The organism is Streptomyces sp. SPB074 (genome assembly GCF_000154905.1).
GTDB lineage: Bacteria > Actinomycetota > Actinomycetes > Streptomycetales > Streptomycetaceae > Streptomyces.
Window position 1 is genome coordinate 2,735,745 of the sequence record NZ_GG770539.1, and the last position, 6,065, is coordinate 2,741,809.

Sequence of the window (6,065 nt, forward strand, 5' to 3'; positions counted from 1 at the left end):
CCCCGACCACCTCCTTCTCCGCTTCGGCACCGGTATGGGCCCTCCACCGTCGTCCTCGAAGACCCCGCCGCCGACGAGCACGAGCGCACCACCCCGCACCCCCTCCACGACGTCCCCGTCGCCCTCCCCCTCGCGACGCTCGGCGTCCTCGGCATCGCGGGCCCCTCGGCCCGCACGCTGGCCCGCTGGTCCGTCGCCCAGCTCGCCTCCCTCCACAGCCCGCGCGACGTGCGCGTCCTCGTCCTGACGGACCCCGCCGCCCGCCCCGACTGGGACTGGCTCCGCCACCTCCCCCACGCCCGCCCCACCGGACCGGCCGGACCCCACACCCTCATCGGCACCGACCCGCAAACCGTCACCGCACGCCTCAAGGAGCTGACCCGGCTGCTCGACGCCAGGACCGGGGCGGCCACGGAGCGCGGACGTCACGCCCAGCGCCAGGAACCCGACCTCGTCGTCGTCTGGGACGGGGCACGGCGGCTGCGGGAGTACGCGGGCGCCGTACGCCTCCTCCGCGACGGGCCTTCCGCCGGCATGTACTCCCTGTGCCTCGACGCCGATGCGGCCCGCCTGCCCGCCGAGTGCCAGGGCCTCGTCACCCCCGACCCCCACCACCCGCGCCACCTGCGCGTACGCGGCACGGGAGCCGCGCCGCTCGGCTCCGTACAGCCCGATCTCGTCCGCACCGCCTGGAACGAACGCCTCGCCCGCGCCCTGGCCCCGCTGCGCGACCCGGGCCCCGGCACCACCGGCTCCGCGCTCCCCGCCACCTCCCGCCTCCTCCCGCTCCTCGCCCTCGACCCGCCCACCTCCTCCGCCGTCCAGGCCCGCTGGCTCACCCGCGCCCCCAGCACCACCGCCGTCATCGGCGAGTCGCACGAAGGCCCCTTCGCCCTCGACCTGTGCCGCGACGGACCGCACGGACTCGTCGCCGGCACCACGGGCTCGGGCAAGTCCGAGCTGCTCCAGACCCTCGTCGCCTCCCTCGCCGCGACCAACACCCCGGAGCACCTGGCCTTCGTCCTGATCGACTACAAGGGCGGCGCCGCCTTCCGCGACTGCGACGACCTGCCCCACACCGTCGGCACGGTCACCGACCTCGACCCCCACCTCACCGAACGCGCCCTCGTCTCACTCCGCGCCGAACTGCACCGCAGGGAACGCGTCCTGGCCGAGGCGGGAGCGAAGGACATCGAGGAGTACGGGACCGCCGCCCCCGGGACGGCCACGCGTCCCGCCCCGCACCCGCTTCTTCGCCCGCCCCTCCCCCGGCTCCTCCTCGTCATCGACGAGTTCGCCTCGCTCGCGCGCGAACTCCCCGATTTCGTCTCGGGCCTCGTGGACATCGCCCAGCGCGGGCGCAGCCTCGGCATCCATCTGCTGCTCGCGACGCAGCGTCCCGCCGGGGTCGTCTCGCCCGAGATCCGCGCCAACACCCCCCTGCGTATCGCCCTGCGCGTCACCGACCCCGGCGAGTCCAGCGACGTCATCGACTCCCCCGAAGCCGCCCGCCTCCCGAAGACGACCCCGGGGCGCGCCCTGGCGCGGCTCGGCCACGCCTCACTCGTCCCCTTCCAGACCGCCCGCGTCGCGAGCGTCGCCGGCCCCGGCAAGCCCGCTCCCCGCGCCGTGTGGACCCACCCCCTGCCCTGGACCGCCCTCGGCCGTCCCGCCCCCGCGCCCCCAGGCCCCACGTCCCCGGACGACGAGGGCCCGAGCGACCTGACAGCCCTCGTCGCCGCCATCCGCGCGGCCACCACGGCCCTCGCCCTCGCTCCCCCGCACGCCCCCTGGCTCCCCGCCCTCCCGGAGCACGTCCCGCTCGCCACCCTGACCACGCCGGACAGCCCACCCGGTGCGGCGCCGTACGGCCTCGCCGACCACCCCGCCACCCAGTCCCGCCACCACCTCGCCCTCGCGCTCGGCTCCTTCACCCACCTCCTCCTCGCGGGTTCCCCGCGCTCCGGCCGCTCCCAGGCCCTGCGCACCCTCGCCGGCTCCCTCGCCCGCACCCACTCCTGCGCCGACGTCCACCTCTACGGCATCGACTGCGGGGACGGCGCTCTCGCCGCCCTCGCCTCGCTCCCCCACTGCGGAGCGGTCGTCGCCCGCCACGAGACCGACCGCGCGACGCGCCTCCTCACCCGCCTCACGCGGGAACTCGCCCGCCGCCAGGCCCTGTTCACACGCCTCGGCCACGCGGGCATCACCGAGCAGCGCGCCGCCGCGCCACCCGCCGAACGGCTCCCCCACCTCCTCGTCCTCCTCGACCGCTGGGAAGGCTGGCTCCCCACCCTCGGCGCCCACGACCACGGTGAACTCACCGAGCAGATCCAGGCGTTGCTCCGCGAGGGAGCGAGTGCGGGCCTGCATCTCGTCCTCACCGGAGACCGTCAGCTCCTCCTCGGCCGCCTCGCCTCGTTCACCGAGGAGAAGTACGCCCTGCGCCTCGCGGACCGCTCCGACTACAGCCTCCTCGGCATTCCGCCGCGCTCCCTCCCCGCCCACGTCCCGCCCGGCAGGGCCTTCCGCGCCGAGTCCGGCACGGAAACGCAGTTCGCCGTCCTCGACGCGCCGCCCGAGGGCCACGCGCAGGCCGCCGCGCTGACCGCGATCGGCACCGCCGCCGCCGCGCGCGACCGGGCCGTCCCCGCCGCACGCCGCCCCTTCCGCCTCGACCCGCTCCCGGCCCGTATCGCCTTCGCCGAGGCGTGGCGGCTGCGTCCCCCCGAACCCGGCCCGCTGTGGGCGCTCGCCGGCGTGGGCGGCGACACCCTGACCGCGCTCGGCCCCGACCTGGCCACCGCGCCCGCTCCCGCCTTCGTCGTCGCGGGCCCCGCCGGTTCCGGGCGCAGCACGGCCCTGTGCTGCCTCGCCCGTTCCCTCCTCGCCCACGGGACCCGCCTCGTCCTCGTCACGTCCCGCCCCTCCCCGCTGCGCCGGCTCGCCCCGCAGGCGGAGGCGATGTTCACCGCTCCCGGCCTCAAGGCAGCGGATCTCGCATCGGCCCTCGCGCGCGGCGAGGGGCCCACGGCCGTCCTCGTGGACGACGCCGAAGCCCTCACCGACCGCGACGTGTCCGCCGTCCTCACCCGCCTCCTGCGCGAAGGCGCCGCCCTCGGCCGGGCCCTCCTCCTCGCGGGGGACGAGGACGAGCTCCGCGCGGGCTTCTCCGGCTGGCAGGCCGAGGCCCGCACGGCCCGCCGGGGCCTGCTCCTCTCCCCCCGCTCCACGGCGGCGGGAGACCTGGCGGGCGTCCGTCTCCCCCGCGCTAAGACCGGCGGCCCCGTGATCCCCGGCCGGGGCCTCCTGCACCTGGGCGACGGCGAGGCAGTACGGGTCACGGTGCCGCACTGAGCCCCGCCCGCCCGCCGCCGTCCCGAATTCCGCCCGCCCAATTCCCCGCGCGGGACATCCCCGCGCCCCGCGCCTCACCCTTTTCCCGCCGCTCCGTCGCTTTCGGGAACGTACGCCGTACAAGACGTGGGCGGTTGTTCGCGGCCACCGCGGGGGCGGACCGAAAAGGGCGGGAAAGGGCACGCCCATTTCCCCGGGGCCGCCGCGCCGTATCGGCGCCTATCGCGCCACCCCTATCCACCGGGTATCGACCGGGCGAATGCACCCGGAGGGGTGAACGCATTCATGACGACAAGCCGCAAATAGGGAAAGCGGAGCGACTACCGCACGTCCGTACGTACGGCACAGACAGCCCCTCTCGCACCTCCGGCGGCACACGCCACCATCGCGTGCCCGCCGCTCACCCCCGCGGCACCGCCCCCTCCTCGCCCCGCACCGCCCGCCCCGCGCCCCCTCAGGGCTCCCGCACGTCCACCCGCACGTCCGCCGGGAAGCCCGTCGTGGGCCCCACCCGGCGGGCGAACTCGCGGACGCCGCCCAGTTGCGGGGCCGCGAACCGGAAGTCGAGGGTGCGGAAGTAGCGCTCCAGGACCTCCGCGTCGAAGCTCTCCCAGCGGGCCGCCTGCTCGGCGACCTTGGCGACCTCCACGAGCGACAGGTCGCGCGACTCCAGGAAGGCGCGGTGCACCTCCGCGACCACCTCGGGCTCGCGCTCCAGGTAGTCCCGGCGGGCGGCGAAGACCGCGAAGACGAAGGGAAGGCCCGTCCAGTCCTTCCACATCCGGCCGAGGTCGTGCACCTGGAGACCGAGCCGGGGGCCGTCGTGGAGGTTGGCGCGCAGCGCGGCGTCACCGATGAGGACGGCGGCGTCCGCCTCCTGCATCATCAGGCCGAGGTCGGGCGGGCACCTGTAGTACTCGGGAGTGACGCCGTAGCGGTCCGAGAGGAGGAGCTGCGCGAGGCGGACGGAGGTACGGGAGGTGGAGCCGAGGGCGACCCGCGCGCCGTCCAGATCCTCCAGCGGCCCCTTCGAGACGATCACGCAGGACATGACGGGCCCGTCGCAGCCCACGGCGATGTCCTGGAGCGCGACGAGGTCGTCGCTCGCCTTGAGGAACTCGACGAGCGTGATGGGGCCGATGTCGAGCGAACCGCCGACGAGCTGTTCGCTCAGCTTCTCCGGCGTGTCCTTGGTCAGCTCCAGGTCGAGGAGGGTGCCCGTGCGGGCGAGGCCCCAGTAGAGCGGGAGGCAGTTGAGGAACTGGATGTGCCCGACGCGGGGGCGGGCGGTGGCAGGGCGCGCGGCGAAGTCAGAATGGTCCACATCGCGAGACTAGACCTCTAAAGAGGGAAGGAATCGGGCGGGCCCGCACACCTCGGCCGAACCTTGTGTTTTCGCGCATGTCAAGACGCCTTCACCCGGTTTCAGACATCCGGGTGAAGTGATCTTGCCCTCTATCGCTTTCGGGCGGCCCCATGCTAGGCTCGCCCGCAAGTTGCAGTTTGGTTTCCCTTGCAGTACAGAGCCTGCGGAGCATGTGACCGCGGGCTCTCGTCGTTTTCAGGGTGTGCATTTGTTTATCGCACGTGCAGGTTCTGGAGCAGGGCAACCCTTTGGCCCAAGGAGGGCTTATGGCTACCGGAACCGTGAAGTGGTTCAACGCCGAAAAGGGCTTCGGATTCATCGCCCAGGAGGGCGGCGGCCCCGACGTCTTCGTCCACTACTCCGCGATCAACGCCAACGGCTTCCGCTCCCTTGAGGAGAACCAGGCCGTGACCTTCGACGTCACCCAGGGCCCGAAGGGGCCGCAGGCGGAGAACGTCAGCGCGCTCTGACACCGGTCTCGCGGAGCCCATTCGCGAGCGGTGGACCGGATTCCCGGTCCCGGACCTAGTACGCGGTATCAAGAGGCCCTGTCTCCGCCCGGCGGCGGAGACGGGGCCTCTGCTTTTTCCCTTTCACCCGGGCGGGCGGCCCCGGTGACGTGGCGTCGGACACCCGGCGGCGGGGCTCCCGGGCCTCCGCTCAGGCGGACGCGTCCTCGCCCCACCGCTCTCCCGCCACCAGCCCCCCCGAGCCCCGTCCACGCGAAGTCCATCAAAGTGCGGGCCGAGGCGGCCGGGGTGAGGGCGGGGTCGTCGGCCGCGCGGGTGGCCAGGGACTCGGCCGCGCCGACGAGGGCGTGCGCGAGGCCGGTGATCTCGTGCCCCGTGAGGCTCCTGGCGCCCTCCGCCGTGCGGGCCGCGTGCGCCAGGAGGACGGTCACGAAACCGAGGACGCGGGTACGCATCGTGTCGGCGAGGCGCGCGAAGGGCTCGCCGTGCGTACGGGACCGGACGTGCAGGACCCGCCAGCCGTCGGCGCGTTCGTCCGCGTACCGGAAGAAGGCCAGCAGGCCGCTCCACAACTGCCGGTCAGCGGGGTCCTGTTGGCCGACGGCCTCGCTGATCGCCGCGATCAGGGTGCGCGCCTCACGCTCGACGCACCTCGTGAACAGCGCCTCTTGGAGTGGAGGTAGAGGTAGACGAGGGGCTTGGAGACCCCGGCGGCCTCGGCGATCTCGTCCATCGAGGCGGCCTGGTAGCCGCGCCGTCCGATGACCCGCACCGCCGCGTCGAGCATCTGCCGCTCGCGCTCGGCACGCGGCATCCGTCGCGCCCGCACCCGCGCCTTCCCGGTCATCCCACGGTCGCTTTCCCCCGCCCCG

At 74.4% G+C, this 6,065-nt stretch carries 3 protein-coding genes and 1 pseudogene; 2 read left to right on the forward strand and 2 right to left on the reverse strand.

Annotated elements, in window-relative coordinates:
- Positions 1-228: 228 nt before the first annotated feature.
- Positions 229-3,357: an FtsK/SpoIIIE domain-containing protein gene (locus SSBG_RS11210; RefSeq protein ID WP_008746264.1), complete on the forward strand. Its 3,129-nt coding sequence runs from the start codon at positions 229-231 to the stop codon at positions 3,355-3,357.
- 454 nt (positions 3,358-3,811) lie between these two features.
- Here the strand turns inward: SSBG_RS11210 and SSBG_RS11215 are convergent, their stop codons facing one another.
- Positions 3,812-4,681 (reverse strand): menaquinone biosynthetic enzyme MqnA/MqnD family protein, encoded by an 870-nt coding sequence (locus SSBG_RS11215; RefSeq protein WP_008746265.1) that lies wholly within the window; start codon positions 4,679-4,681, stop codon positions 3,812-3,814.
- A gap of 308 nt (positions 4,682-4,989) precedes the next feature.
- Between SSBG_RS11215 and SSBG_RS11220 the strand changes: the two genes are divergently transcribed.
- Entirely contained in the window at positions 4,990-5,193 is a 204-nt protein-coding gene (locus SSBG_RS11220) for a cold-shock protein (RefSeq protein WP_008746266.1), read from the forward strand.
- 190 nt (positions 5,194-5,383) lie between these two features.
- On the opposite strand, the pseudogene SSBG_RS11225 reads toward SSBG_RS11220, so the two are convergent.
- Positions 5,384-6,040 (reverse strand): annotated as a pseudogene (locus SSBG_RS11225) (TetR/AcrR family transcriptional regulator).
- Positions 6,041-6,065 lie beyond the last annotated feature (25 nt).

Excerpts from the sequence above, each read along its gene's own strand:
- SSBG_RS11220 (WP_008746266.1), top strand. The coding sequence starts at position 4,990 with ATGGCTACCGGAACCGTGAAGTGGTTCAACGCCGAAAAGGGCTTCGGA.